General features: G+C 58.7%; 26 protein-coding genes. 9 read left to right on the top strand and 17 right to left on the bottom strand.

Annotated elements, in window-relative coordinates; all coding sequences use genetic code 11:
- Positions 1 to 4: 4 nt before the first annotated feature.
- On the bottom strand, positions 5 to 835 hold the full coding sequence (sufC, locus tag F591_RS0112905) for a Fe-S cluster assembly ATPase SufC (protein ID WP_019535025.1): 831 nt from the start codon (positions 833 to 835) through the stop codon (positions 5 to 7).
- A gap of 116 nt (positions 836 to 951) precedes the next feature.
- Complete coding sequence (locus tag F591_RS0112900; RefSeq protein ID WP_019535024.1) at positions 952 to 1,599, bottom strand: DUF1802 family protein; 648 nt, start codon at positions 1,597 to 1,599, stop codon at positions 952 to 954.
- 132 nt (positions 1,600 to 1,731) lie between these two features.
- Here F591_RS0112900 and F591_RS0112895 point away from each other — a divergent pair, with 132 nt between their 5' ends.
- From F591_RS0112895 to F591_RS0112880, 4 genes are all read left to right on the top strand, one after another.
- Entirely contained in the window at positions 1,732 to 1,902 is a 171-nt protein-coding gene (locus tag F591_RS0112895) for a hypothetical protein (RefSeq protein WP_019535023.1), read from the top strand.
- A 187-nt stretch (positions 1,903 to 2,089) separates the two neighbouring features.
- On the top strand, positions 2,090 to 3,295 hold the full coding sequence (gene mtnK / locus F591_RS0112890) for an S-methyl-5-thioribose kinase (RefSeq protein ID WP_019535022.1): 1,206 nt from the start codon (positions 2,090 to 2,092) through the stop codon (positions 3,293 to 3,295).
- Positions 3,296 to 3,413: 118 nt separating this feature from the next.
- The gene (gene mtnA, locus F591_RS0112885) at positions 3,414 to 4,514 is read left to right on the top strand and encodes an S-methyl-5-thioribose-1-phosphate isomerase (RefSeq protein ID WP_019535021.1); all 1,101 of its coding nucleotides are present in this window, start codon (positions 3,414 to 3,416) and stop codon (positions 4,512 to 4,514) included.
- 361 nt (positions 4,515 to 4,875) lie between these two features.
- Positions 4,876 to 7,290 (top strand): glycosyl hydrolase family 95 catalytic domain-containing protein, encoded by a 2,415-nt coding sequence (locus tag F591_RS0112880; RefSeq protein WP_019535020.1) that lies wholly within the window; start codon positions 4,876 to 4,878, stop codon positions 7,288 to 7,290.
- 46 nt (positions 7,291 to 7,336) lie between these two features.
- On the opposite strand, the gene F591_RS29585 is transcribed toward F591_RS0112880, so the two are convergent.
- Positions 7,337 to 8,239, bottom strand: a complete 903-nt coding sequence (locus F591_RS29585; RefSeq protein ID WP_019535019.1) for an AraC family transcriptional regulator — start codon at positions 8,237 to 8,239, stop codon at positions 7,337 to 7,339.
- A gap of 236 nt (positions 8,240 to 8,475) precedes the next feature.
- Here F591_RS29585 and F591_RS0112870 point away from each other — a divergent pair, with 236 nt between their 5' ends.
- Positions 8,476 to 9,798 carry an ABC transporter substrate-binding protein gene (locus F591_RS0112870; RefSeq protein WP_019535018.1) on the top strand — a complete coding sequence of 441 codons (1,323 nt, stop codon included), beginning with the start codon at positions 8,476 to 8,478 and terminating at the stop codon, positions 9,796 to 9,798.
- A 341-nt stretch (positions 9,799 to 10,139) separates the two neighbouring features.
- Here the strand turns inward: F591_RS0112870 and F591_RS0112865 are convergent, their stop codons facing one another.
- The 10 genes from F591_RS0112865 to F591_RS0112820 form a co-directional block, all read right to left on the bottom strand.
- Positions 10,140 to 10,802 (bottom strand): cyclase family protein, encoded by a 663-nt coding sequence (locus F591_RS0112865; protein WP_019535017.1) that lies wholly within the window; start codon positions 10,800 to 10,802, stop codon positions 10,140 to 10,142.
- A gap of 28 nt (positions 10,803 to 10,830) precedes the next feature.
- Positions 10,831 to 11,625 (bottom strand): SDR family NAD(P)-dependent oxidoreductase, encoded by a 795-nt coding sequence (locus F591_RS0112860; protein WP_019535016.1) that lies wholly within the window; start codon positions 11,623 to 11,625, stop codon positions 10,831 to 10,833.
- Between the two features lie 158 nt (positions 11,626 to 11,783).
- Positions 11,784 to 12,947 (bottom strand): UxaA family hydrolase, encoded by a 1,164-nt coding sequence (locus F591_RS0112855; protein WP_019535015.1) that lies wholly within the window; start codon positions 12,945 to 12,947, stop codon positions 11,784 to 11,786.
- A gap of 18 nt (positions 12,948 to 12,965) precedes the next feature.
- On the bottom strand, positions 12,966 to 13,280 hold the full coding sequence (locus F591_RS0112850) for a UxaA family hydrolase (protein WP_019535014.1): 315 nt from the start codon (positions 13,278 to 13,280) through the stop codon (positions 12,966 to 12,968).
- A gap of 37 nt (positions 13,281 to 13,317) precedes the next feature.
- Complete coding sequence (locus tag F591_RS0112845) at positions 13,318 to 14,223, bottom strand: fumarylacetoacetate hydrolase family protein (protein ID WP_019535013.1); 906 nt, start codon at positions 14,221 to 14,223, stop codon at positions 13,318 to 13,320.
- Between the two features lie 208 nt (positions 14,224 to 14,431).
- The gene (locus F591_RS0112840; RefSeq protein ID WP_019535012.1) at positions 14,432 to 15,205 is read right to left on the bottom strand and encodes an SDR family NAD(P)-dependent oxidoreductase; all 774 of its coding nucleotides are present in this window, start codon (positions 15,203 to 15,205) and stop codon (positions 14,432 to 14,434) included.
- 52 nt (positions 15,206 to 15,257) lie between these two features.
- Entirely contained in the window at positions 15,258 to 16,019 is a 762-nt protein-coding gene (locus tag F591_RS0112835; protein ID WP_019535011.1) for an IclR family transcriptional regulator, read from the bottom strand.
- Positions 16,020 to 17,222: 1,203 nt separating this feature from the next.
- A complete protein-coding gene (locus tag F591_RS0112830; RefSeq protein ID WP_019535010.1) occupies positions 17,223 to 18,020 on the bottom strand; it encodes a LutC/YkgG family protein in 798 nt (265 codons plus the stop codon).
- Positions 18,017 to 19,510, bottom strand: coding sequence for a LutB/LldF family L-lactate oxidation iron-sulfur protein (locus F591_RS0112825; protein ID WP_019535009.1), 1,494 nt, complete (start codon positions 19,508 to 19,510; stop codon positions 18,017 to 18,019). The genes F591_RS0112830 and F591_RS0112825 overlap by 4 nt, the downstream gene beginning before the upstream one ends.
- Positions 19,491 to 20,237 (bottom strand): (Fe-S)-binding protein, encoded by a 747-nt coding sequence (locus F591_RS0112820; protein WP_019535008.1) that lies wholly within the window; start codon positions 20,235 to 20,237, stop codon positions 19,491 to 19,493. The genes F591_RS0112825 and F591_RS0112820 overlap by 20 nt, the downstream gene beginning before the upstream one ends.
- A 336-nt stretch (positions 20,238 to 20,573) precedes the next feature.
- Here F591_RS0112820 and F591_RS31980 point away from each other — a divergent pair, with 336 nt between their 5' ends.
- Together F591_RS31980 and F591_RS0112810 are read left to right on the top strand one after the other, a co-directional pair.
- A complete protein-coding gene (locus tag F591_RS31980) occupies positions 20,574 to 20,729 on the top strand; it encodes a hypothetical protein (RefSeq protein WP_019535007.1) in 156 nt (51 codons plus the stop codon).
- Between the two features lie 173 nt (positions 20,730 to 20,902).
- On the top strand, positions 20,903 to 21,430 hold the full coding sequence (locus F591_RS0112810) for a hypothetical protein (protein WP_019535006.1): 528 nt from the start codon (positions 20,903 to 20,905) through the stop codon (positions 21,428 to 21,430).
- Between the two features lie 58 nt (positions 21,431 to 21,488).
- Here the strand turns inward: F591_RS0112810 and F591_RS0112805 are convergent, their stop codons facing one another.
- Both F591_RS0112805 and F591_RS0112800 read right to left on the bottom strand, forming a co-directional pair.
- Positions 21,489 to 22,202 (bottom strand): FadR/GntR family transcriptional regulator, encoded by a 714-nt coding sequence (locus F591_RS0112805; protein ID WP_026326580.1) that lies wholly within the window; start codon positions 22,200 to 22,202, stop codon positions 21,489 to 21,491.
- A gap of 142 nt (positions 22,203 to 22,344) precedes the next feature.
- A complete protein-coding gene (locus tag F591_RS0112800) occupies positions 22,345 to 22,647 on the bottom strand; it encodes a YunC family protein (RefSeq protein WP_019535004.1) in 303 nt (100 codons plus the stop codon).
- Between the two features lie 187 nt (positions 22,648 to 22,834).
- Between F591_RS0112800 and F591_RS0112795 the strand changes: the two genes are divergently transcribed.
- On the top strand, positions 22,835 to 23,344 hold the full coding sequence (locus F591_RS0112795) for a hypothetical protein (protein WP_019535003.1): 510 nt from the start codon (positions 22,835 to 22,837) through the stop codon (positions 23,342 to 23,344).
- A 130-nt stretch (positions 23,345 to 23,474) separates the two neighbouring features.
- Here F591_RS0112795 and F591_RS0112790 read toward each other — a convergent pair whose 3' ends face one another.
- The gene (locus tag F591_RS0112790; protein WP_019535002.1) at positions 23,475 to 23,864 is read right to left on the bottom strand and encodes a DUF423 domain-containing protein; all 390 of its coding nucleotides are present in this window, start codon (positions 23,862 to 23,864) and stop codon (positions 23,475 to 23,477) included.
- A 160-nt stretch (positions 23,865 to 24,024) separates the two neighbouring features.
- Positions 24,025 to 24,327 (bottom strand): hypothetical protein, encoded by a 303-nt coding sequence (locus tag F591_RS0112785; RefSeq protein ID WP_019535001.1) that lies wholly within the window; start codon positions 24,325 to 24,327, stop codon positions 24,025 to 24,027.
- Between the two features lie 170 nt (positions 24,328 to 24,497).
- Here F591_RS0112785 and F591_RS0112780 point away from each other — a divergent pair, with 170 nt between their 5' ends.
- Positions 24,498 to 24,704: a hypothetical protein gene (locus F591_RS0112780; protein WP_019535000.1), complete on the top strand. Its 207-nt coding sequence runs from the start codon at positions 24,498 to 24,500 to the stop codon at positions 24,702 to 24,704.
- The last annotated feature ends 43 nt before the right edge of the window (positions 24,705 to 24,747 follow it).

Genomic DNA, 24,747 nt, shown 5'->3' with positions numbered 1-24,747 from the left:
CGTCTTAAAATTTGGGCGCCGTCGTATTCATCGGTACTTTGAATTCCTCTTCGTCGTTGCCTACCGTCTCATCGACGATGCCGAGCTCTTCCTTCACCCAGTCGTAGCCTTCGGCCTCCAGGCGTTCCGCAAGCTCCGGACCGCCGGATTTGACGATGCGGCCCTGCATCATGACGTGGACAAAATCAGGCTTCACATAGTTTAGCAGCCGCTGATAGTGCGTGATGATCAGGAAGCCGCGCTCTTCGGACCTCATGGCGTTGACGCCATCCGCTACGATGCGCAGCGCGTCGATGTCGAGACCGGAGTCGATCTCGTCCAAAATAACGATGCTCGGGTCCAGCATCATCATCTGCAAAATTTCGTTCCGCTTCTTCTCGCCGCCGGAGAAGCCTTCGTTCAGGTAACGGTGCATGAACTCGGGATTCATCTCGAGATCCTTCATCTTGCTTTCCATCTGGCGGATGAACTTGATCAGCGAGATTTCATTGCCTTCGCCACGGCGGGCGTTAATGGCGCTGCGGAGGAAGTCGGCGTTCGTCACGCCGGTAATTTCGCTCGGATACTGCATGGCCAGGAACAGACCGGCTCTCGCTCTTTCGTCCGTAGCCATCTCCAGCACGTCCTCGCCGTTCAGTGTCACGCTGCCTTCGGTGACCTCATATTTCGGATGGCCCATCAAAGTGGACGCCAGCGTCGATTTCCCGGTGCCGTTCGGCCCCATGATCGCATGAACTTCCCCGCCCTGAATCTTCAGATCGAGGCCTTTCAAAATCTCTTTCCCTTCGACCGTCGCTTTCAAACCGTTTATAATAAACTGCGGCTTGTTAGACATGATTCGACTCCTCCAAAATTTCAAAATATTCTAATCAAAGAATCATTACTAACTGATTCTCAATGATTCTCAATGTATTTCAACCTAATTATATCTTACCATAATCCATTAATAAATCAACAAATGCCAAGAAAGCTCCTTACTCTATCCGCTTCCGCGCGAAACGCTTCGTCCCCGAGCACCGGCTTCCGCGGCACCGCCTCCAGCTCGCCTGGCAGACCGATCCACGACTTGCAGCCGACATACTCGGACAAAATCGGCACCCGGACAGGCCGCTCCAGCTCATAGACGCGCAGCAGCATCACGTGCAGCGGCTTCGTCCGCTTCCATCTCAGCCTCTCCTCGGCGAAGCGGTCGGTCCATATATGGCAATCTCTCAGCTTGTCCAGCTGCTCCTGGGAATCGACCAGCAAATCCTCCTCTAGGCGGGCATAAGCGCGAATCACCGTCTCCGTATCGCCCGGATTCCAATCCTTCCGCGTATCGGCAAGCAGCGAGACGAACTCCGGCTTGACCAGCTCCGCCTTCTGATGCTCGTACGTCGGATACAAATAAAAGCTGTCGCTCTCCACCTGAAAATCCCGCGTTTCCTCTCGAATGCCGCCTTTGCGCATCACGACAATTTGCTTGCCGAGCGTTAACGCTTGAACGGCAACGGCCCATTCCTTTAGCGCGACGACTGTATTCCCCATGATCGCTATCCGCTCCTTCGCCTCCGGTTCATTCAGCCTGCCGGAATATATATCCTGAATTATAGTTTTCATACAGCGGCTTTGCAACCGAACAAAAGCGGCTGGCTCCATCTGACATTTCGTTACCATAATAAAATGCGTACTGTTGTACGATATTATTAATGGCTTCAACCAACCATACCGCGAAGAGGAGTGAACCAGGTGATGCGTGAAGGACTGATTCCCGCAGTGCTGGGAACGGCGGTAACGGCTACAGGCGCCGCCTTGCGCGGAAAATATCCGATGGCGGCAACGGCGGCCATCGGCTTCGGTTTGGCGCACATGGTACTCGGAGCGATCGATTTGGTGGAGCACCGCAGAGGCCGGATGTTTTAACGGCATTTGCCGCGGCGGGGGAAAGCTCTTAAACGGGCTTCCCCCGTTTGCGCTGTTTGCGCTGTTTTTTGCATTTTGGGACGGCAAAGCTTTATTCCGAGTAATAAAGTAGGGTATACATATTCCAACCTTTCGGTTTTTGATTTATACTAGAGGCATTGATGATCGAAAGGGGAATTATTCGTCCATGTCCACATATCATGCCTTAACGGAAGCCGAAGCGATCGAATACGCGAGGAAGCTGCCCGATCTGTTCCGTGCGGACAGCGAGCTGTCATGCCGCGAGATCGGCGACGGCAACTTGAACCTCGTCTTTCATATTACGGAGCCGTCTACGGGCCGAAGCATCATTTTGAAGCAGGCTCTGCCTTATGCCAAGGTCGTCGGCGAATCGTGGCCGCTGTCGCTCGACCGGGCTCGCATCGAGAGCGAGGCGCTCGTGATTCAGGGCGAGCTGTGCCCCGATCTGGTGCCGCGCGTGTACGGCTACGATCCGGCGCTGGCGCTGACGGCCATGGAAGATTTGAGCGATCATATCATTATGCGCAAAGGCTTGATGGAGCGCAGCCGGTATCCGCTGTTCGCCGGCCACATCGCCCGCTTTATGGCGCAAACCTTGTTTTATACGTCCGATCTCGGCATGAACCAGCAGCAGAAAAAAGAGCGCGTCAAGCAATTCATCAACCCCGATCTGTGCAAAATTACCGAGGACCTGATCTTCGACGATCCGTATACGGATTCGCCGAACAACAGCTTCTCCCCCGCCATCCGCGATGCCGTCGAGGAAATCTGGCGGGATACGGAGCTGCATCGGGAAGTAGCCCTGCTGAGACACGGGTTCCTGACGCACGCGCAAGCGCTGCTGCACGGCGATTTGCATACCGGCAGCATTTTCGTCAAAGCGGACTCGACCAAGGTGATCGATCCGGAATTCGCTTACTACGGACCTATGGGCTTCGATGTCGGCGCCGTCTTCGCCAATCTGATGCTCAATTTCGCCGCCCAGGAAGGCTGGAGTCCGGATGCCGCCTCGCGGGACGATTACCGGCAATATTTGCTCGGCACGATCCGCGACGTGTGGACAAGCTTCGAGCGGGAATTCCTCGAGCTGTGGAACCGTCACGGCGTCGATCGTATCTCCGCAACCGCAGGGTTCCAGGATATTTATATGAAGCGGCTGCTGCAGGACACCTTCGGCTACACCGGCTGCAAAACAGTCCGCCGCATTCACGGCCTGTCGCATGTCGCGGATATCGACAAGATCGCCGATGACGCCGCCCGCGAGCGCGCGCAGCGCATTGCCCTGACGATCGGCACGACGCTCATTAAGCACCACCGCAAAGCCGAAACGATCGAAGAGATGCTGGAAATTGCGCAGAAGGCGGTTCGCTAGGGCCCGAAAACAGCGGCGAGGCGGCCCTTTGCGACGCGACGCGGCGGCTTAGGCCAGGCTGGCTTAACGGCGGCGTTCCCGCCCCGAAGATACGATATAAAAGGAGATTATCCTACTGATGAATGCATTCGATCAATCGACACAACATCGCAGCGGAGAAACGGCGGACTGGCTGCAGTCCGTCCGCTGGAATTCGCTCGAGGATCGGCTCGATCTGCTCGACCAGCGTCTGCTGCCTGAGCAAATCGTCTATTTGGAGCTGACGACCTCCGAACAGGTATGGGACGCGATCAAGCAGCTCGCCGTGCGCGGCGCCCCGGCGATCGGCATCGCTGCAGCGTTCGGCGTCTATTTGGGCGTCCGGCATACGGAGGGCGGACTTGGCCGGCTGCTTGAGCAGGTCGTGCGCCAGTGCGATTACTTGGCGACGTCCCGTCCGACGGCCGTCAACCTGTTCTGGGCGCTGGACCGGATGAAAGCGCGGGCCGAAGCGCTCGCCCGGGATGCCGCGGCTACGCTGGATGCGGCGAAGCAGGCACTGCTGGAGGAAGCCAAGCTGATCCAGCAGGAGGACGAGGAGACGTGCCGACTGATCGGCGAGCATGCGCTGGAGCTGTTCGAGGACGGCATGGGCGTGCTCACCCACTGCAACGCCGGCGGGCTCGCCACCGCGCGCTACGGCACGGCGCTGGCGCCGATGTATTTGGCCCGGGAGCGCGGCATGAGCCTGAAGGTGTTCGCCGACGAGACCCGCCCGGTGCTGCAGGGAGCGCGGCTGACGGCGTTCGAGCTGCAGCAGGCCGGCGTAGACGTGACGCTCATCTGCGACAACATGGCCGGCTACGTGATGGCCAAGGGATGGGTGCAAGCCGTCATCGTCGGCACCGACCGGGTGGCGGCGAACGGCGACGTCGCCAACAAAATCGGCACCTACAGCGTGGCAGTGCTGGCCAAGGCGCACGGCATCCCGTTCTATGTCGCCTGCCCGATGTCCACGATCGACCTGAATACGCAGACCGGGGCCGATATTCCGATCGAGGAGCGCCACGAGGACGAAATTACCGAAGGTTTCGGCAAACGAACCGCCCCCAAGGGGATCAAGGTGTTCAATCCCGCCTTCGACGTCACGCCGAACGAATATGTCACCGCGATCATTACAGAGAAGGGCGTCGTGCGCGCCCCGTATACCGAAAATTTGAAAAAGCTGTTTGAGCAATAAGCTGTTCGCCGCGGACAATCAAGTCCGACAACGTCCGTCGCCGCGGCGTGCATCAAAGCCCCGCTATGCCGTCAAAAGGCAGAGCGGGGCTTTTTGCGGACCTTTAACGATTGCTGTTTATTTTACTCCTGTGACCTCACCCTTCGTCATATCCGCCAATTGTTCGGGCGTAAGCGATACACAATACTAATAATCGATTCTTTTTGGCATTTTATTTTCCGACCCGACCCCATTGGAAAAAAAGACAAACGCGCATCGATTATGTCAAAGACATCCCCGGCGAACGAACGCTATGATAAAAAGAGCTTCGAAGCCAGCTTTCATCCAAGAAGGACAGCGATCGGAATGGGGGGATCTGCACATGATTCGGAAGGAGAAAGAGAACCAAATCATACTGAAAACGCCAGCCTCCTGGTGGGGGGCGCTGTGGCGTGAGGCGCTGCCGTCGGGCAACGGCAAAATCGGAGCGGCTGTCTACGGCGCGGCGAAAGATGAAACCGTTGTCATTAATCATGCGGAATTGTGGCGCTGGGGGCGCAAAAGCGAACTCCCGGACGTTAGCCATACGCTAGCGGAAACGCGCAGGCTGATGGCGGAAGGCAAGCATTTGGAAGCTAGCTGGCATTTGACGAATACCTTGAAGGAGCGGGGCTACGACACGCGTCTGGCGTCGCGGCTGCCGCTCGGCGCCTTGAAGCTGTCGATGCCCTGCGAGCGGGCGTTCCGGGACTACCGGCGAAGCGTCGATATGGACACCGGCGAAGTGTCCGTCGCTTGGAAAGAAGGGCAGGCCTCCTATGAAAGAACCCTTTTCGTTTCCCGGGCCCATGACATGATCGTTTACCGGCTCGCGGTTCAAAACGGAAGCCTGCGGGGAGACATCGCCCTGGCGATGCACAAGTCCGGCAAGCCGCATCTGGCGGAGCAACTGAAGGAGCTGGCAGAGTCGGTCGAAGTTCGCAGCGAGGACGGATACTTCTATTATGCTGCGACGAACGATGACGGAACGGATTTCGGCGCGGTGCTGCGCGTCGTTCCTGAAGGAGGGGAGCTGACAGAGCACGCGGAAGGCATCCGGTTCGCGGGAGCCGGCGGCGTCCTCGCTCTCGTCAAAACGTTCGTCAAGGACGACCGCGCCAAGGCATGGCCGCGGCTCCAAGCGGAGCTGGCCTCGGTCATGCCGGCATACGACGCCCTGCTGGCCGAGCATGTCCGGCTTCACCGCCCGCTGTTCCGCTCCGCTTCCGTCCGCATCGGGAGCCATGACGGCTCCCGCGCCAACGAAGAGCTGCTGCTGGAAGCGTATGGCGGAGAAGCGCCCGACGAGCTCGTGCAGAAGATGTGGGCTTACGGCCGGTATTTGTTCATCTCCGGCACCTGCCCCGAAGGCCAGCCTTTCGGCTTGTACGGCTTGTGGGCGGGCGATTACCGGCTGACCTGGGGCCATCACATGGCCAACGAAAACATTCAAATGATGTATTGGCATGCGCCGGCCGGCGGCTTGATCGAGCTGATGCCTTCGCTCATCCGCTATTATGACAGCATGATGGACGATTTCAGAGCATGTGCCCGCAAGCTGTACGGCTGCCGAGGGGTGTACATTCCCGCGGGAACGACGCCGGGCATCGGCTACCCGAACCAGATCGTCCCGGTTATCATGAACTGGACCGGCGCGGCCGGATGGCTCGCTTCCCACTACTACGAATACTATTTGTATACCGGGGATACGTCTTTTTTGCGCGATAACGTGCTGCCTTTTATGAGGGAAGCGGCGCTATTTTACGAGGATTTTCTGGTCGAGGATGCGGACGGACGGCTGATGATGTACCCGTCGGTATCGCCGGAGAATACGCCGCAAAATTTCATGCCGGAGGACGGCAAGCCGCTCGCGCATCCGATGCCTACTGCGATCAACGCGACGATGGATTTCGCGATCCTGAAAGAGCTGCTGACCCGGCTGATCGAGGGCAGCGCGGCGGCGCAGCGGTACGAGGACGAGATCCCCAAATGGCGGCGCATGCTGGAGCGCATCCCGCCGTATCAGGTGAACGAGGACGGCGCCGTTCGCGAATGGATGCATCCGGACTTCGACGACCGCTACGATCATCGGCATCTGTCGCACATTTACCCGATTTTCCCCGGCAAGGAGCTGACGAGAGAGGAAAATCCGGAGCTGTTCCAAGCGTTCGAGACCGCGGTGCGAAAACGGCTGATCGGGGCGCAGACCGGCTGGTCGCTCGCCCACATGTCCGCCATTTACGCCAGACTCGGCAGCGGCGACGACGCGCTCGAATGCCTGGACGTTCTGTCCCGCTCCTGCTTGCTGAACAATTTCTTTACGGTCCATAACGACTGGCGGCAAATGGGCGTCTGTATGAACATGCCGGAAGCGCCGGTCCAGCTTGACGCGGCGCTCGGTTGGACGAACGCCGTGCAGGAAATGCTGCTGTACGCGTCGCCGGGCAAGGTGAAGCTGCTGCCCGCGCTGCCGAAGCGCTGGAGGCAGGGACAGTTCGAAGGGCTGCGCTTCTGCACCGGTTCGGTCGACTGCCGCTGGGATTTGGACGCCGGCTGCTTCGAGGCAGTCATTACGGCCGAGAGGGATACGCAGGTGACCGTCTCGTTGCCGGAACAATTCCGCGACTTGGTATGGTCCGGTGCAGCGGAAGGCGTCACCCTGGCGCCAGGGGCCTCCGCAACCTATATCGTCACGCTGGAGGCCGGCAAGCAGGCGAAGGCAGCGACAGCGGCAACCGCAGCCGTTACCCGCCGTTAACGCCAAGGGGTACGGCCGCTCCGTCGCCGCCGCTGCAAACGGCGTGCTAGCGATGCCGGAGCCGGTATTCGGACGGCGATAAGCCCATCATGTGGCGAAATGCCTTGGAGAAATAGTGAATCGAGGAATAATTGTACTTTTGTGCGATTTCGGTGACGCTGAGCCGGGAGGAGCACAAATCCTCGGCCGCCCGGTATATCCTCAGCCTTTGCAAATATTCGTGCGGCGTAAGTCCGGTTTCCCGCTTGAACAGCTGATGAAACCGGCTGCGGCCGATATTCAATTCCTTTGCCCAGCGGTATAGATTGGCTTCGGATTCCTCCAGCGGCGAGCCGTCGATCATCTCCAGTATTTTGGCGATACGGGGATCGTACAGCGCGTCATTGTTCACCGCAAATGACAAGTAATGGTGCAGGAATGTCTGAAAAGCGCCGTTATACTGCAGCGATTCCAGCGGGCTGCGCGATCCGAGCACCTCCGGCGGCTGCGTGAAGGCGTTGAAGTAAGACACCCACAGGGGAATATTGCTGACCTTCAGCGCCTCCTGCAGCTTCAGGCCTGGCAGCGTACTGGCCCATTCCGTGCGAAACGGGGTATCGACGCCGTGAAAATAATTGCGCTGGTACTGAAACGCCGGCCTGCTGACATACTTCCAATCGAAATACGCGCACCGGTGCACCATCGGATCTTCCGGCGAAGAGATCCATTGATGCGCCGCACCCGCGGCAATGAAGACGAGCGAGCCAGGCTGCAGCGCCACCTCTTGTCCCTTGAGCAGAAGCGTGCCCCGTCCTTCTTCGACCAGCACGATCGCGTTGGCGTAGCAGACGCGCAGCGGGGCCTGCTCGTCGGGCCCGAATTCGTACTTTTGGGCGAACAGCAGCAAGGGATTGAAATCGGAATAACGGGTCAAATAATCCACTCTGAAGCGGTATAACGGGATTTTCACCGTTGCTCACTCCTCGCTTGGGACTTGGGGTGCAAATGCGGCAGGCTTTTGTCCTTTCATGATACCGGAGCCCGCCGCTCCCATCAAGCTGCGCCTTTAGACGCCTATGACATAGGAATCCTTTGTCATCGGTCGTCACCTGCGGTTGTTGAAAATTTTATCGGCTGATCTCCGCTAAATTTTCAAGATAGACGCCTATGACTGAATGAATCTATCAAAATTGGAGGTACATCGCGATGACGAAACGAACAATCATGCGGACCGCGGCGTCCGCCCTCTGCCTGCTCACGGTGCTATCCGGCTGCTCCAAAGGAGGCGTTCCAAATAATGATAGCGTTTCCCCGACGCCTGCCGCTCCTGGCAGCTTCGATCCTAACCTGACGGCGAATCTCAGCATTTATATGGACATCAGCCTGTCCGACGAATGGGTCACCAAATTTATCGTCGAGCCGGTGCAGAAAAAATTCCCCGGCGTCAAGCTGGACATCGTTCGCAAGCAGAAGGGCAGCAACCCGGACGAACTGGTGGCAGCGGACGCCTTTCCCGATATTTTGTACAACAGCACTCCCCGGCTGTCCTCCTACAAAAATTTAGGACTGCTCTATGACATGACCGATCTGATCAAAAAATATAACGTGGATCTTAGCAAGCTTCATCAACCGGCGCTGGAAGCGATCAAGCCGTGGGGCGAAAACGGGGAATTGTACGGCCTGCCGCTGTGGGTTAACTTTTCCGTGCTGTATTACAACAAAGATCTGTTCGATAAATTCGCCGTTCCTTACCCGAAGGACGGCATGACCTGGGAGGAAGCGATCGAGCTGTCGAAGCCGCTCACGCGCAGCGAAGGCGGCGTCGCTTACCGCGGACTCGATCATTCGGTGACCGGCCTGGCCGGGCAGCTGTCGCTGCCGTACATCGATCCGGCGACGAACCGGGCGGCCTTGGAGACGGATATGTTCAAGAAAGTATACGAGACGATGTACAATCTGTACAAAATTCCGGGGAACGAGGTCCGCAGCGCCCCGAAGGACGCTTTCCTCAAGGAGCGGACGCTGGCGATGTGGCCGATGTACGCCGACGTCCCGACCTGGATCAACGACCTCATCCGGCAAGGGGAATCGTTCGAGTGGGATATGGCGCAAATGCCGAGCTTTCAAGAAAAGCCGAATGTAGCAATGAGCGTCGATTCCCACAATCTGCACGTGACCAGCTCCAGCAAAAACAAGGAAGCCGCTTTCCAGGTCATCGCTTATTTGCTGACGGAGGAGCCGCAGCGGCATTTCGTCCGCAACGGGCTGCTGCCGGCACTCGACGACGAAGAGCTGAAGAAGCAGTTCGGCGAGGACGTCGAAATTTTCAAGGGCAAAAACATTCAGGCGATCTTCAAATCCGAACCGGCCCCTAAAGTTCCGACGCACAAATACGATTCCGCAGCGACAGGGCAGCTCAACAACGCGTTCAAAAACGTGGAGTCCGGCGCCAAAGACATCAACACGGCGCTGCGCGAGGCGGCCGAGCTGACGAACAAGAAGATTCAGGAGCTGGAGGCGGGACAGTAAGTGGCCTTCTCATCGCTCCGGGCGCCAAAGCGCCGACTACCAGAGGCGATCGTCAAGCAGCTACAGCAGCAGACCGCAAGCAGACGCGGACTGCCCCCCGGGCAATCGCCCGAAGGCCAGCGTACGCATCCTGTTCTCTTTGGCATATCGGCTGCCTTGCGGTTGAGCGCGCTGCTCCTCCAATACGCCCCCTGCTCTCTTTGGCACATTTGAAAAATGGCTCCGATGAAAAAGCAGCGTATACGGCGCGTCTTCTTCATCGGAGCCTCTTGCCTGTCGGGACGGCACGAGTGGGCCGGTCGGTGTCCCGACTTGGCGGCGCAAGACGCCCTGGCGGGCCGTTAATCGTACTGTACGGCGACGATGCGGGCGGGAGCGCCGCTCGACTCGCGCACCTTGATCGGCAGTGCGAACAGATGCCAGTCTCCCTCTGCCAGCTCGGGACAGTCCAGCTGCAGCCCTTCGGCGATCCAGATGTCCGCGCCGAGCAGAATGCGGTGCGTCTCCTCGTTCTCGTCGCCCGTGCCGCCGACGCTGAAGTGGTCGATGGCAACGCCCCGCACGCCTTGCCGCACCAGGAAGCGGGCCGCTTCGTTGTTCACGAACGGCGACTGATCAATCCATTCTGTCGTCCAGGCCCGCTTTTCCCCCCACCCGGTATAGAGCAGCACGATCGTCTCGCCGTCCATCCGGTCCGCATAGGGCGCCAAATCGTCCGGCGTGATCGGCTCTCCGGCCTGCTTGGCCGGGGCCAGCGGAATGTACAGCGCCTTGCCCTGAAACCGTTCGACGGGGATTTCGTCCAGATTGGTGCGGAATTCGTTCCTGTGCGACGGAGCGTCCATGTGCGTGCCGGAATGCAGCGTGAAGGTCAGGCGTTCCAGCTTCCAGCCGTCGCGCGGCCCGATGGCCAAATAATCCAGCTTCGGCGGATCGAAATCGGGGGTTCCCGGGCAGTTATGATACAAATCCTGCGACAGGTCCAGCATGCGTCTAATTCGCATCGGACTCGCCCTCCCTTGTTCTAACGGTTTAATGCTCCATATGATCGTCCGGCTGAGCCGCCTTGACCGTGAGGCCTCCGTCCACCATCAGCAGATGTCCGTTGATCTGCATCGCTTCTTCGGAAGCAAGGAATACGACGGCGTCGCCGATTTGCCGGGCGGTGCCGAGCCGCTTCATCGGGTTCGCCTCGATTTCCTTCGCACGGATTTCGGGATCGGCCAAATAGTCCGTGCACATATCCGTATCGACGGTGCTCGGCCCGACGGCATTGACGTTGATGTTGTACTTGCCGAGCTCGATCGCCATGCCTTTGGTCAGCATATTCGCCGCCGCTTTGGACGACTGATAATGCGGAATGACCGGGCTCGTCACGACGAGACTCGCCGTCGACAGCACATTGATGATTTTGCCGTACCGCTTCTCGATCATCGATTTGGCGGCCAGCTGGGAGCACAGGAAGATCGATTTGACGTTGGTGTTGTACGTGCGGTCCCACGTCTCTTCCGTTACCTTCAGGAACGGCTCGAACGGCGCGATGCCGGCATTGTTCACGAGAATTTCGACCGGCCCCAGCTTGTCGTTTACTTCCTGGAACATGGCCTCTACCTGCCGCTTGTTGCCGACGTCGGCCTGCACGACGATCGCCTTGACGCCGTGCGCCTCGACCTGCGCCTTGACGTTCTCCGCCAGCGGCCGCGAGCGGTCCGACGTATAGTTGATGGCGACATGCGCGCCTTCCTCCGCCAGGCGGATCGCTATCGCTTCTCCGATGCCGCGGCTGGCCCCGGTGACCAGCGCGATGCGATTGGCCAATCTTGCCATAGCTTGTTTCCTCCTCTTGGTTCGCTTCAATGGAGCGGAAGCCGCCGATTCCCCAAATTCCCGGTCAAAGGGCGTTCCCGCAAAATCGCACTAGGCTATCCAGCGCGCCCGCCTGCCAGGCGGAATGCGGCGCTTCCTGCCCCATTGCCGGACAGCTGTTATAAGCTCGGTCCAATCCGGTTGATGCTGAATTCCGTATGCCCCAATATTTCCGCTTTGGTCAGCTTGCCGCCTGCCACTTCAGCGATTTCTTGCCAAATGACGCTGCCGGCCTCCTCGAGGCTCAGCGTGCCTTCGAGCATATCGCTGACATCGACGTCCATGTTGTCGCTCATTCGCTCGAACATCCGCTTGTTGCCGGTAATCTTGATGACCGGCACGACAGCCGAGCCTGTCGGAGTGCCGCGGCCGGTCGTGAAGCATACGAGATGGGCGCCGCCCGCAGCCATGCCTGATACGCATTCGATATCGTTGCCCGGCGAGTCCATAAAGTACAAGCCGTGCTTCGGGATGCGCTCCGCGTACTCGATGACGCCTTCAATCGGCGCGGTGCCGCATTTGCTGATACAGCCGAGCGATTTCTCCTCGATCGTCGTGAGGCCGCCGGCGATGTTGCCGGGGCTCGGATTGCCCCCGCGCATGTCCGCGCCCATCCGCTCCACTTCCTTCTCGAAGCGGTCGACGATGTGATACAGCTTGTCGGCCGTTTCCTGCGTCGAGCAGCGCGAAGCGAGCACATGTTCCGCACCGATAATTTCGGTCGTCTCGCCGATGACGACACCGCCTCCCTGGCGGATCAGCGTGTCGGCCGCCGCGCCAAGCGCCGGGTTGGACGCCAGGCCGCTGGTGGCGTCGGAGCCGCCACATTTGACGCCGATGATCAGCTCGCTGAACGGCACCGGCTCCGGCTGCATCGCATCGAGCTGTGCCCGCATTTTCCTGGCGAGCTCGGCGCCGTGCTGAATCGCTTTGACCGACCCGCCGACGGATTGAATGTCGAACACCTCGATCAGCTTGCCGGTCGGGCGAATCGCCTCCGCCAGCGCATGCGGGTCGACGACCTCGCAGCCGAGGCTGATAATGATGACGCCGCCGACGTTCGGGTTGCGGCCGGTGCCCGCGAGCACCTCGAATGTGCGGTCCTTGTCCGCGCCGATCTGGCTGCAGCCGTGCTGGTGCGGGATCGCCACGGTGTTCGGCACCATTTGCTCGATGCGGCTGCACACCTGATTGGCGCAAATAACCGTAGGAATAATCAACAGATGATTGCGTATGCCGACGTCGCCGTTCGGCCTCCGGTATCCCATCATATGAGCCGTCATGTCGTTGCCTCCTGTTCGTTACGCTCTCGCCTGGTCGCCCCGGCCGCGTATGCCTTCCACGTTATGCACATGAACGTGCTGGCCGGCCGCGATATCGACGGTCGCCCGGCCGATGATTTCGCCGTATTTGCGGACCTCGGTGCCTGCCGGGATGCGGCCGATCGCCACCTTGTGGCCGAACGGAATGGCGTCGGCGAGCGTCAGCTCGAGCACCTGATCCTGCAGGCGGTAAGTGATGCGGTCGCCTGCCTGCAAATCTTTGATCGCCGTCGCAACGTGATCGCGCGCGTCCATGACGAGCGCATCCGCGCCGGAGGTAATATGTGCCGCCATAAGGTTGTTCCTCCTCGTGTTGAATCCAGCGTCAGGCTTAGACCCGCTCGTTCACCATGCGGTTCGTCAGAGAGCCGAGCTTCTCGATCTCGATCGTGACGACGTCGCCGTCCTTGAGATATACCTGCTTCTCTTCCGGCAGTCCGAGCACGACTCCCTCCGGGGTGCCGGTCAAAATAATGTCTCCCGGCTCAAGCGTCATGTGCTGGGAAATGTAGCTTACGATTTCATCGCAGTGGAAGATCATATCCGATGTATTGGAGTTTTGGCGCACCTCGCCATTGACGATGCAGCGAATTTCCAGATTGTTCGGATCGCCCACCTCGTCAGCGCTCACCAGATAAGGGCCAAGCGGGCTGAAGCCGTCGCACGATTTGCCGAGCAGCCACTGCTGCGTGCGCATCTGCAGATCGCGCGCGGACAGATCGTTGACGCAGCAGTAGCCGAATACGTGATCCAGCGCCTGCTCCTTGGACACGTATTTCGCCTTCTTCCCGATGACGATAACCAGTTCCGCTTCATAGTCGACCTTGCTCGACACCTTGACCGGAAGCGGAACGTCGTGGCCGTTGCCCGTCAGCGTGTTGTTGAATTTGTTGAACAGGATCGGGTATTGCGGAATCGGCGCATTCGTTTCTTCCGCGTGCTTGCGGTAGTTGAGGCCGACGCAGATGATTTTGTTCGGATGCGTAACGCACGGTCCGTAGGTAATGCCTGCTTCATCCAGCACATAGGCGTCGCTGCCGGCTGCGGACAGCGCCTGCTCGGCGAACGATTGCAGCGCTGACAATGCCGCCTGGCCTCCCTCAATGACTTCATGCACCGTCTGCGGCACCCCGCTCGCCCCGGTCGCCTGCAGCGCTTTGCGCACGTGCAGCACCCCGCGGTCGGTTTTGACGCCGAGCTCGTATGCGCCGTTCTCGATGATCGTAAGCAGTTTCATAGAAATGCTGTCCCCTTTCGTTTTTCCTTTATGTGCGCGGTTCAGTTAAGTCTCGCTTGAGCCGTCTGCCAGCCTCCGGTGCGTCGTTGAAAACCTCCAGCATTAGCGGCGCCTCGCGGCCAGCTTCTCGGCGGTAACCGCCCGGTCCTGCGGCTTGCCGGCTGATTCAGCTCATCTGCATCAAACCGAATAGGACTTTGCCTAAAGATCAGGCGTTTTTGCCGAACACGACGCCCCCGTCGACGTACAGCGGTGAACCCATCATAAAATTGGACTCGTCCGACGCCAGGAACAATGCGGCCTTGGCCACATCCTCCGGACGGCCGAGCTCGCCGCTCAGTTGGCGGGATTTGATCGATTGAATCGCCTGCTCGGGATCGTCGTACGACGTGCGCAAATAATTTTCCACGAACGGCGTCAGGATCGTCCCCGGCAGCAGCGCGTTCACGCGAATGTTGTAAGGCGCGTAATCGACCTGCATCGATTTGGTCAGCGCGAGCACCGCGCCTTTGGTCGCGGAATACGACGCGCGGCGGGCCAGGCCGATCTCGGCGATGCACGACGACATATTGATGATCGTGCCCTGCTTGCGCTCCATCATATAAGGCAGAATGTGCTTGGATGGCAGAAAAACGCCGCGAATATTGATGCGAATGACGCGGTCCCAGGCGTCCTCATCGACCTCGTGGATCGCGCCGACGCCGCTGACGCCGGCATTGTTGAACAGGACGTCGACGCGGCCGAACTGGCCGATCACCGTCTCCGTCATCGCCTTGACCGAGGCAGAGTCGGTCACGTCGGCCTGAACGAACACAGCCTGACCGCCGGACTCGCGGATTTCCCGGACTGTCTCCTGCCCTTTCTCCTCGATCAGATCGTTGACGACCACCGCCGCCCCTTCCTTGGCGAACAACAGCGCGGTCGCTTTGCCGATCCCGGAGCCGGAGCCCGTGATCAGAATAACTTTGTCCTTCAATCTCATTCCATCCACTTCCTTCATCGTCGTTAGTGTCCGAACGAAATCGTCCCTGGCATCAAGCGATATCCGTCTCTTGGGACAGCCGCTTCGCCAAACCGCAGATCGCCTCCTGCGCCTGCCTTTTCTTGGCCTCCCATTCATGCTGGAACATCGAGCAGCTGATCGCGGCGACAACTCGTCCCCCGGCATCGCGAACCGGGGCGGCCACGCAGCAAAAGCCCATAACGGCCTCCTGCAGGTCGAACGCGACCCCGCGCTCGCGCACTTCAGCCAGCTGCGCCTGCAGCTCGCGCCGGCTTCTTACCGTATGGGCAGTCAGCGCCGGCCCCAGCTCTTCGTCGGGGAGCGCGGCGGCGAAAGCCTCGTCATCGAGCCAGGCGAGCATCGCTTTGCCCAGCGCGGTAGCGTAGGCCGGCAGCTTCTTGCCCGGCTCGGTCGCCAGGCGGACCGGAGACGGCATCTCTTCCTTGGCGAGATACAGCACTTCGCCGCCCTCCAGCTTGGCAAGCTGAATCGTCTCCTGAATGGCGTGCTTCGTCACCGACGCTTCCTTGTGGAACCGTTCGATCAAGGAAAACTGCTTGAAAAAAGCGTTTCCAAAGGAGCCGATCCGCGACCCGAGAGAATACGTGCCGTCCGATTCCTTCGTCACCCAATGGAGCGTTTCCATCGTGGCCAGCAAAGAGAACATGGAGCTCTTGTTAATGCCGAGACGCTTGGACAGATCAATCAGCTTCAGCGCAGAAGGCGATTCGGCGATCGCTTGCAGCACGTCGTTCGCTTTCTCCAACGCCGGAACCCAGTATTTCTTCTCCATGCGCCCTCCAATGGTTTAGTATATAAAACCTTGGTTTTTTATTTCGACATTTTTATAGTAGCACCCGCTTTTCGAAGGTGTCAACCATGAAATTTCCAGGGGAGCCCAGCGGACAAGCGGAGAGGCGAGGGCCAAACGCGAACCGCCGCTCGCGGCAAGGCTGGACAGCTGGACGGCTTGGCTGCGGAGCTAGGCAGAGCCGCTCGCGGCAAGGCTGGACAGCTGGACGGCTTGGCTGCGGAGCTAGGCAGAGCCGCTCGGCAAGGCCGGATGTGACCGGAAGGCCGCGGCCTCCTCAGTTTCACCGTGCTCAGCCGACGATGGAGATGAATCCTGCAGAAAATACAATATTTTCCCCACCTTTCCCCGAAAGGAGAGAGCATTGTTGTATTTCGTGCAATAATTTGGGATCAATCGGCTTCAAATCGAGGAAATATGCCTGAAATGTTGCATTTTATACATGATTGACCTGCAGATGCGGCTCACCCCCTTGTACTTGTTGTAAAAAATGCAACATTTGCCGCAACGCCCGGGGAGCGGGACATTGCTCACCCGGCAAGAAAACGGCGTTCACCCAGCAAGAGGACGGTGCTCACCCGGCAAGAAGACGGCGTTCACCCGGCAAGAGGACGGTGCTCACCCGGCAAGAGAACGGCGTTCACCCGGCAAGATTCGTCAGGCTACCGATTGCCATTAACCGAGGGCTGCAAGCGAGCTGTGAGCCGCACTCTCATCTCTAACGCAAGTGACAAACGCTATTTTGCTGAAACGCTGCCTTTTTAAAATGTAACGCAACTAGGTAACGCTATTTTGTCAAAAACGCTGAATCGGTACCCCAAAATGCCGAATAAGGCTGCTCACTTGCGTTACAATTTCCAATCGAGCGTTTCGAGGGAAATAAGCACTGTGGCTATCGTTAACTTAAGGTCTGCCCGGCCAAACGTGAGCCCGCGGCTAGCAAAACAAGAGACTTGCAACGAGAGGCAGCAAAACGCGCAATCCATTCCCGGCAGCCCGGTTCCGCCGATTGCGAATGCCAGCGACGATCGTTTGCTGAAAGACGATCATTTGCAGAGAACGTAACGCAAGCACTCCGCCTTGGCAGCGATTCCAGAAACGAGCCGCAGGTCATAAAATTTCCAACATATGAAAAAAGAACGACCGGAGCACCGATCGTTCTTTTCTGCCACGCCTTAAGCTCGTTTACTTGATAATCACCGCATACACCTTGCCCGGACCGTGAATGCCGATCGTAAGATCGTTCTCGATATCGGCGCTGCGGCTCGGGCCGGTAATCAGGTTCAGCGACGACGCATAGTCCAGCGGATGCCGCTTGCCCGCCGTGATGGCAGCGAATGCCTCGCCCATCCGGTTCACCAGCTGATCCGCGCGGAACACGGCGAACAGGATCGACGTCAGCAGGCTGACGGAACGCCCCCGCTGCGGGGAGCACTGCAGCACGAGCGTGCCGGTATTGGCCACGGCGTAATCCGGCCAGACGATGCCGAGCTCGCAGCGCTCGGTCCGCTTCAGCAGCTCGCTGCGCTTCGCCCAGTTCGAGCTGTCGGCTTCCTGCGAGGCGGCCGCTTCCCCGGCGGCGGAGCCGGCGTTAGCGCCGCCCTCCTCTTCCACCGGCACCCACGGCACGACGCCGATGCCGGCAGCTTGCAGCGCCGCGTCCAGGCCGAGCGCCTTGAGCCCTTCATGCTCCCAGCGGGAGACGTTCTTCACGCCAAGCTCCTTCGCTATCTCCACGAGCCATTCCGCGACCCGCGCCGGAGCCTCGGCCTCGTCGACGATCAGCGTCTTGCCGGTCAACGCTTCCCAGCTGTTCACGAACCATTCGATCTTCTCTTCCGTCGTCCGTTCGATCTCCTTATAAAAATCGGGCACTCCGCGATAAGGGTGCCGCGGCGCTTCCGCTGGCGGCCCTTGGCGGCCGAGCCTTGACGAGAGGTTGGCGATGAACGCCTCGCGGCCGCGAATCGTTCCTTGACTCATGCCCGGTCACCTCCTTGAGCAGATGCGCCCGATCCCGGTCGGCCCTGCGCCTTCAGCTCGCGCTGAAGCTCCTCCCACCGTTCGCGGAAGCTCTTCTTCGGCTTCATCGGCAAAAAGCGCGACTGCGTCCAGCCGGCGAGCGGCCCGATCCCCTGCTTGATATAGCCTTTGCGAATGAGCGGCTTTTGCAAATAATAAACCGATTTGGCCGCCATGCGGTACAGCGTGACGTTGCCGAAGGCGGTCTGATACGTCTTGAACGCCACCCGTTCCGCCAGCGGCGTCAGCCCGAGCTTCACCTTGCGCGCCCGCAGCTGCACAAGCATGTCATGCAGCGGAATTTTCACCGGGCACGCCTCGTAGCAGGCGCCGCACAGGCTCGAGGCGTAGGCGAGCTGTCCCGCTTCCTTCATGTCCTGCTGCAGCAAAGGCGTCAGCACGGCGCCGATCGGGCCGCTGTATACGCTGCCGTACGTATGGCCGCCGACGTGGCGGTATACCGGGCAGACATTGAGACAAGCCGCGCAGCGAATGCAGTGCAGCACCTCCTGGAATACCGGGTCGCCGAGCTGCGCCGACCGGCCGTTGTCGAGCACGATGACATGCAGCTCCTCCGGCCCGTCCAGCTCGCCCTCGCGGCGCGGCCCCGTAATCATCGACGTATAGGTCGTCAGCTTCTGCCCTGTCGCGCTGCGCGCCAGCATGTTCAGCACGACCTCGAGATCGTCGTAGGACGGGACGAGCCGCTCCATGCCCATGACGACGACATGGCACTTCGGCAGCGTGCTCACCATCCGGCCGTTGCCTTCGTTGGAGACGAGCGTGATCGAGCCCGACTCGGCGACGGCGAAATTGCAGCCGGTCAGCCCGATGTCCGCCTCCAGAAAATAATTCCGCAGCCGCTGGCGGGCGTAGCCGGCAAGCACCTTCGTCTCCGGCGCGAACGATTCGCCCGACTCCGCGGAGAAAATATCGGCGATCTGCTGCTTGTTCTTATGAATGGCGGGAATGATCAGATGAGACGGCGTTTCCTTGGCCAATTGCAAAATGTATTCGCCAAGATCCGTCTCGATCGCCTCGATCCCCTTCTCCTCCAGGCGGTGGTTCAAATGAATCTCCTCGGACACCATCGACTTGCCCTTCGCCACGAGCTTCGCCCGCCGCTTCTCGGCAATGTCCAGGAACGTCCGCACCGCTTCTTCGCCGCTTTGGCAGAAGTAGACATGTCCGCCCGTCTTGGCGACGTTGTCGGAGAACTGCGTCAAATAATAATCCAGATTCTCGACCACATGCTTGCGGATGGCCCGGGCCCTCTCCCGCCATTCCTCCCAATGGCCGAAATCGTCCATCGCCTGCCGTTTTCCCGTGCGCAGCTTATCCGTCGTAAAGGCGACGGCCTTGCGCAGGAAATCATTGGCCAGCGCTTCTTCCGTACGCTTTTTCAGCCCCGTTCCGATCAGCTGCTTCTCATCAATCGCCTGTCCGCTCACCGCGCTTCACCCCTTCCTCCAGCAGCTGTGCAATATGCATGACGCGCATCGGCTTGTTCTCTTTGTTCAATCGGCCGTCAATGTTCATCAGACAGCCCATATCGGTGCCGACGAGCACCGACGCGTTCGTCGCGCATACGTTGGCTACCTTCTCGCATACCATCGCCTCCGACATATCCGCCATCTTCACGGCGAACGTGCCGCCGAAGCCGCAGCAATCCTCCTTGTGCGGCAGATCGACGAACTCGAGCCCCTTCACGTTGCTGAGCAGCACTTGCGGCTCTTCCTTGATGCCCAGCAGCCGGGAGGCATGACAGGACGGATGATAGGTGACTTTTTCCGGAAAAAAAGCCCCGACATCCTCCACGCCGAGCACCCGCACGAGAAACTGGGTAAATTCATACGTCTTCTCTATAAACGCCTCCGCCTTCGCCTTCCACTCCGGCTCGTTCGCGAACAGCTGCGGATAATAATGGTGAACCATTCCGGTACAGGAGCCGGACGGCGATACGACGTAATCGCTGTGCTCGAAAGCGCGAATCAGGTTGCGGGCCACCTCGCGGGCCTCGTCCTGATAGCCGCTGTTGAAGGCCGGCTGGCCGCAGCACGTCTGCAGCTCGGGAAAATCGACCTCGCACCCGTAGCGGTGAAGCAGCCGGACAACGCTTTCAGCCACATCGGGATACATCATGTCGGCAAGACAAGTGACAAATAAAGACACGCGCATCGATATCATCCTTCATCATCATAATTGAATCCGTCATTACTTATCAGGTTATCAGATAAGTTGTTGTTTGAAAAGACTCATTTTTGCGCGAGTATCCGCTGAACGCTCCGCCAACGAACCACGCGGGCTCGGCAGCGCGACATAAGATGTAGCAGTGCTAAAGGAGGAGGTGTTGTCCGAATGGATAAGAAAAACGTCTATCGACGTCCTTTCAAGGATGAGCGACCGCGTTTTAGCGGTAGTTTTTCTTGGTACAGAAAGTCGCACTTCGCTTTAATGCTTTAGCGAAGTTAAACTTTCTGTAACGTTAAAAAAACGGTCGTATATGGCGCCGGCTTGCTCGGCGGCTATGTTTTCACCGCCGTGCCGGTAGCCGGAACCGTGCTGTCCGCACTGGACTCTGTCCTGGATTTGGCGGGCGTGGTATCGATGGTCGTATTCTCCGGAGCTTTAATCGTGCGAGGCGTCTATGCGCTGGTGAACAAAAACTGATCTGAAACAGCCTTTGGCTCTTGCAATGTCAAGGAAGGGGCAGCCGTCTCCTTCCTTTTTCATTTGCGGAAACTTTTGCTCCTCCCGCACGTTTTACCTATGGGATGCAAGCAGCAGCGCTTGAGTTCGTCCGAAAAAACAGATTGGATTCGGGAACGGAAAGGATGGGGATCATGCACAAGCTTGCGCCATCGGAGAGGCGGGTCTGGTACCGGAGAAAAAGAAATATCGCGCGTCTCGGCATCGCGCTAATCTGGCTGATCGGCACGCTCGCCGTATTGGCCGAATATACCGGGGACGTGCGCAGCCATTTCTTGATCTTTCTCGGCGGTTATTGCGGCGTGCTGATCTTTTTAAGTTATTTTTATTTTTACATGGCGAATTACATTCGCCGAACCGCGAATAACCGAATGGGCTGGTTTCGTTTTTTTCCGCTCGTCTTCATCGGCTTTTTGGCTCTGTATGCGCTGATTATGATCGGTGGCGTTCTGGCGGATATCGCCCGCGGCCCCGTCTTCAAGGAGGCGGAGATCGTCAGCAAGTGGAATCCGAAGCGGGGCGGCGACAGAATCAAGACCGGCGACGGCAAGGAATACGAGCTCTCGGGACATCATATCAATGTGGAGAAAGGACGCACCTACCGCTTGAAGGTGCTGGAGCACACCAACATCGTCCTTGATGCGACCGAGCTAAGCCGATAGCGGCAGGCGTGCCGAATCCGCTTCGCCGCCGCAGGCCTTCAGAAGCCGACTAACGCCGTTACGGGCGCAAATAGCGGAGCAGCACCTGCTCGACATGGAGCAGATGCTCGCGCATGCACTCCTGCGCCGCCGCGGGGTCGCCCGCCTTCACCGCTTCGTAGATCGCCCGGTGCTCCGCAAGCAGCTGGCTGGAGACTTCGCGGCTCGCATACATCTGCAGGCGGCGCGTCTGCCGGATTGCCGTCTGCATTTGCGCCGAAATCGATTCGATCAGGCGCACCATGATGGAATTGTGCGTCGCCTCGGCGAGAACGAGATGAAAGGCCATGTCGGACCGCTCTCCCTCCTCCTCGTCGCCGATATGCTCCCGCATCCGCTGCAGGACGGCCTCGAATTTGGCCAAATCCTCGTCGCTCCGCTTCTCCGCGGCAAGCGCCGCATTGGATATTTCCAGCGCCTTGCGCGCCTCGATCAGCTCGAGCACCGTCTCCCGGCTCATCAGTACGGCGTCATATTGCGGCAGCTCGACGTCCTTGTATTCGATGCTCCGCACGTAGCTGCCTTCCCCCTGACGGATTTCCACCAGCCCCATCGCCTTGAGCGCGCTCAGCGCTTCGCGCACCGTCGAGCGGCCGACCTGAAACCGCTCGGACAGCTCCTTCGTCGAGGGAAGCTTGTCTCCCGGCTTAAGGTCCCCGCCGACGATCATGTCCTTGATTTGCTCGGCGATGGCTTCATATATTTTGCGAGTTGTTATTTTTTTGATCTGCATGGCGCTTCCCTCCCGGAATACCATCATTATACCTTGGATTGGCGAAAGCGCCAAAACGGCCCGCAGACATGCCCCGAACCACACACCGTTCCCAACGCCGCATAGGCGACGCGGCAAGGCTGCCGCATTCGCAGCCTTGTCGTCAGAACATGTTCTCAACCGCCGCCCGTCCCTGCATCCCTGCCGTAATGCCCAGCTTCTCCGCCTCATGAGTCACCGACTCCAGCGGGGCATCGAGCAATTCTTGTATCGTCCTCACCCCCGTCGCCCGCCCGGCGATAATGCGACGCTCGCTCAGCCGTTCGTTCAACAGCGCGACATCGAGCGCCCCGCACATGATGTAGCCTTTGTCTGTCGTTACGACAAGCAGCGTCGTCTTGGGCAGCTTGACCTCGATCGCGAGCGCGGTGCCCCTGGTCAGCTCGATCGGTTCCATGCGCATCATCCGGCAATCTCCCCTTGTCATCGTGTATGATTCACTATATGTTTTCCGGCGCTTTCCCGTGATCCGGGCGCGGGAAAGTAGGCCATTTGTCCGATTCATCCGACAACAAATCTCCTATTCAATTATGACTTTTTTCCCAGGACGAATCGTGGTATAGTAGTGAAAAAAAACAGGAGGACTTTTGCGCGTGGAAGGCGACGGCAACAAACAGTATGTATTCAATGTAGACATCATGATCGAGGACGCCACCAACGGACGTGCATTGGAAAAGCTTCTTCATCTGCTGAATACGGAAACTGTTTTCGATTATCGAATCAATGGGGGGATAGAATTAGGTAAACGCGTGGAGAACGCCCTGAAGGACTCTGTGCACAAGCCTGTATCGATCGCGGCGCCCAAGCCGGCTGCCTCGCCCGTTAAGCCTGAGGAGCCGACTCCTGAAAAGCCGCTAGCCGCGGAGCCGCAGGCTCCCGCTCTCACAGAAGACCCCATCTGGGAGGAATTCCGCTCATTCCAGCGCAGCAATACGCTGCTGCGCATTACCGTCGTCAAGGAGAAGGGCGGAAGAATCAGCATTCCGTGCCGCGTCCTGCACGCAGACCCGGCTTCCGGCAACGTCTCCGTCTATCATGTCGATGAGAAAAGCGTCTACCTGCTGCACATTGCCGAAATCGACGATGTCGAGATTCGGGGATAGCGGAAGCATACCGCAAAAAAACTGCCCGGACGGGAACAATCGTTCCGCATTCAGGCAGTTTTTCGTTGATCAGGCCATTGTGGAAAATAATTAAATCGTCATTGTTCGCATAGCTGCAATCGAATGCGGCTTAGCGGGAACCTTTGCCGGACGATGTCCAGGCAGCCAGCGCCAGCGAAAGCCAGCCGAACAGGAAGGCCACCCCGCCGAAAGGCGTAATCGCGCCCAGCGCGCGGACTCCCGTCAGACTGAGGACGTACAAGCTCCCCGAGAAGAGCACGATCCCCGCCAGCATCGACCACCCGGCCCGGCGCAGATGGCCGGAAGCAGGCAGCAGGCCGGAGGCCAGCCCGACGGCGATAAGCCCGAGAGAATGCATCATCTGATACTGCACGCCCGTCTGGTAGTTGGCCATCATATCGGGCTCCAGCACGCCCTTCAGGCCGTGCGCCCCGAATGCGCCGATCGCTACGGACAACAGGGCGCACAGGCTGCCGATCGCAATAAACGTTCTGTTCATATCCGCCACTCCCGTTTTCGCTCTTTCTTATCATCATACCTGAATGACGGCACCGGCACAATGGACAAAGGGGTGGCAAAGCCGCTGATCGTCGTCCGGGACGGCGACAGCGAGCCTGCCGGCGAAGAGCCATGAGCGAAGCGGGACGGCGGCCGTTAGCTCAGCCCGCTTGTCCGATGTCATGGTGGCCCAGAATCAGCTTCACGGGCTCCAAATAAATGCGGGCCGCCGCCGGCTGCGACAGCAGATCGAGCTCGATATCGGTCACCTTGAACCGGGTCTGCTTGCCTTCGCGCTGATCGTAGACGACCTCGAACTCGCGAAGCCCGAGCTGCCACGTAACGACCGTGCAGCCTACCGTCAGCGGCAGCGATTCGTACTCCCCATGCTGAAACAGCGTCTTGGCCATGATCTCGTCATTCATGTCCACGATCGTTACCCATTGGCTGATTACATATTTCATCTGTCATGTCTCCTTCCCATATTACGCCTCGCGATCGCGGCGGCCGGTCCATACCGGCGCCGGTCTATAACATTATTATCGGCAAAACCGCATCCGTTCGTAATGCAAGATTGTCAAAAAGCGAGGAACCGTCATACTATGCATCAACGATTTCCCGGGAGATGAGCAGGATGAGCAAAAACAAAGCGAGAGGCAAAAACACGCCGCCGTCGCAAATCGATAAAAACCAGTTCAATATGAAGGTCGTGCTGTCGGACGTTTGCGCCCGCTGCCGGCAGTGCGAGCGGGGCATCAGGTACTTGGAGAAAATGTCGCTGCCGGGAGCGGTCGGCAAGGGCGTGCCCTGTATTTTGACCAAAGGAAAAGCGTACAAATAAACCGGAGCTTTCCTCCGGTTCCCATCGTTTCTCGCTAATTCAT

It is taken from the genome of Paenibacillus ginsengihumi DSM 21568 (genome assembly GCF_000380965.1).
GTDB classification, from domain to species: domain Bacteria; phylum Bacillota; class Bacilli; order Paenibacillales; family NBRC-103111; genus Paenibacillus_G; species Paenibacillus_G ginsengihumi.
The sequence above is the reverse complement of the archived record's forward strand: the minus strand, read 5'-3'. Positions and strand labels throughout refer to the sequence as shown.

What these genes read in the sequence shown, in the direction of transcription:
- sufC (WP_019535025.1), bottom strand. Translation starts at nt 835, where the DNA reads ATGTCTAACAAGCCGCAGTTTATTATAAACGGTTTGAAAGCGACGGTC.
- F591_RS0112900 (WP_019535024.1), bottom strand. Translation starts at nt 1,599, where the DNA reads ATGAAAACTATAATTCAGGATATATATTCCGGCAGGCTGAATGAACCG.
- F591_RS0112895 (WP_019535023.1), top strand. Translation starts at nt 1,732, where the DNA reads ATGCGTGAAGGACTGATTCCCGCAGTGCTGGGAACGGCGGTAACGGCT.
- mtnK (WP_019535022.1), top strand. Translation starts at nt 2,090, where the DNA reads ATGTCCACATATCATGCCTTAACGGAAGCCGAAGCGATCGAATACGCG.
- mtnA (WP_019535021.1), top strand. Translation starts at nt 3,414, where the DNA reads ATGAATGCATTCGATCAATCGACACAACATCGCAGCGGAGAAACGGCG.
- F591_RS0112880 (WP_019535020.1), top strand. Translation starts at nt 4,876, where the DNA reads ATGATTCGGAAGGAGAAAGAGAACCAAATCATACTGAAAACGCCAGCC.
- F591_RS0112870 (WP_019535018.1), top strand. Translation starts at nt 8,476, where the DNA reads ATGACGAAACGAACAATCATGCGGACCGCGGCGTCCGCCCTCTGCCTG.
- F591_RS0112865 (WP_019535017.1), bottom strand. Translation starts at nt 10,802, where the DNA reads ATGCGAATTAGACGCATGCTGGACCTGTCGCAGGATTTGTATCATAAC.
- F591_RS0112860 (WP_019535016.1), bottom strand. Translation starts at nt 11,625, where the DNA reads ATGGCAAGATTGGCCAATCGCATCGCGCTGGTCACCGGGGCCAGCCGC.
- F591_RS0112855 (WP_019535015.1), bottom strand. Translation starts at nt 12,947, where the DNA reads ATGACGGCTCATATGATGGGATACCGGAGGCCGAACGGCGACGTCGGC.
- F591_RS0112850 (WP_019535014.1), bottom strand. Translation starts at nt 13,280, where the DNA reads ATGGCGGCACATATTACCTCCGGCGCGGATGCGCTCGTCATGGACGCG.
- F591_RS0112845 (WP_019535013.1), bottom strand. Translation starts at nt 14,223, where the DNA reads ATGAAACTGCTTACGATCATCGAGAACGGCGCATACGAGCTCGGCGTC.
- F591_RS0112840 (WP_019535012.1), bottom strand. Translation starts at nt 15,205, where the DNA reads ATGAGATTGAAGGACAAAGTTATTCTGATCACGGGCTCCGGCTCCGGG.
- F591_RS0112835 (WP_019535011.1), bottom strand. Translation starts at nt 16,019, where the DNA reads ATGGAGAAGAAATACTGGGTTCCGGCGTTGGAGAAAGCGAACGACGTG.
- F591_RS0112830 (WP_019535010.1), bottom strand. Translation starts at nt 18,020, where the DNA reads ATGAGTCAAGGAACGATTCGCGGCCGCGAGGCGTTCATCGCCAACCTC.
- F591_RS0112820 (WP_019535008.1), bottom strand. Translation starts at nt 20,237, where the DNA reads ATGCGCGTGTCTTTATTTGTCACTTGTCTTGCCGACATGATGTATCCC.
- F591_RS0112810 (WP_019535006.1), top strand. Translation starts at nt 20,903, where the DNA reads ATGCACAAGCTTGCGCCATCGGAGAGGCGGGTCTGGTACCGGAGAAAA.
- F591_RS0112805 (WP_026326580.1), bottom strand. Translation starts at nt 22,202, where the DNA reads ATGCAGATCAAAAAAATAACAACTCGCAAAATATATGAAGCCATCGCC.
- F591_RS0112800 (WP_019535004.1), bottom strand. Translation starts at nt 22,647, where the DNA reads ATGATGCGCATGGAACCGATCGAGCTGACCAGGGGCACCGCGCTCGCG.
- F591_RS0112790 (WP_019535002.1), bottom strand. Translation starts at nt 23,864, where the DNA reads ATGAACAGAACGTTTATTGCGATCGGCAGCCTGTGCGCCCTGTTGTCC.
- F591_RS0112785 (WP_019535001.1), bottom strand. Translation starts at nt 24,327, where the DNA reads ATGAAATATGTAATCAGCCAATGGGTAACGATCGTGGACATGAATGAC.
- F591_RS0112780 (WP_019535000.1), top strand. Translation starts at nt 24,498, where the DNA reads ATGAGCAAAAACAAAGCGAGAGGCAAAAACACGCCGCCGTCGCAAATC.